A 689-nucleotide genomic window follows, 5' to 3' on the forward strand; every position below is an offset into this window, starting at 1 on the left:
AAAAAGGGGTTACGAATTGAAGGTAAACAACTGTGTCATAGGTTTTTATTCTTCATCTTTCATTTTTCTGCATCGCTCAGGAATACTTGTTCATCTGTACCTTTGCAAGCAAAGGAAATTTAGAAAAAACGACAGAAAAATGAAGGAAAACAAACTCAAAGTATCGTTCTTCGTTCAGGCGAAACGAACCGACAAGAAAGGACTTGTGCCTGTTATCGGGCGCATCTCCGTAGGCAGAACCCATTCGGGCTTCTCCACCAAATGCAAAACTCCGCTTGCTCTTTGGGACAGTCGTAAGCAAAGGCTTATCGGCAAGAGCAGCATGGCTGTGTCCGTCAATCAGAAACTTGGTGAATGCACCGCACTTATCCACACACGCTTTCACGAACTCAGTGAAAGGAAAGAAACTTTCACCGCCACAGACGTGAGGGATGCCTATCAAGGACAAATCCACCGCCAAGCCCTGCTCTTGGAGAGTTTCGGGGAGTATCTCACACAGACAAAGGAGCGTATAGGCATTGATAGAGCTTTAAAGACATTCAAACTCCGTACCTACCAGCTCTCCCTGCTCCGTGAGTATGTGCAGAAGAAGCACAAGGTAAGCGACATCCCACTCTCACAGCTGGACAAAGCATTTATCGAGGGCTTCGAGTATTATCTCACCATTGACCGAAANCTGAAACGCAGCA

General features: G+C 46.1%; 1 protein-coding gene. It reads left to right on the forward strand.

The window, feature by feature from the left end; all coding sequences use genetic code 11:
• Positions 1-139: 139 nt before the first annotated feature.
• Positions 140-689, forward strand: a 550-nt coding sequence (locus HMPREF9304_RS11680) for a phage integrase SAM-like domain-containing protein (protein ID WP_036929384.1), incomplete at its 3' end; no start/stop codon positions are given.

Origin of the sequence: Hoylesella timonensis S9-PR14 (assembly GCF_000762405.1) — a bacterium.
Classification (GTDB): Bacteria; Bacteroidota; Bacteroidia; order Bacteroidales; family Bacteroidaceae; genus Prevotella; species Prevotella timonensis_A.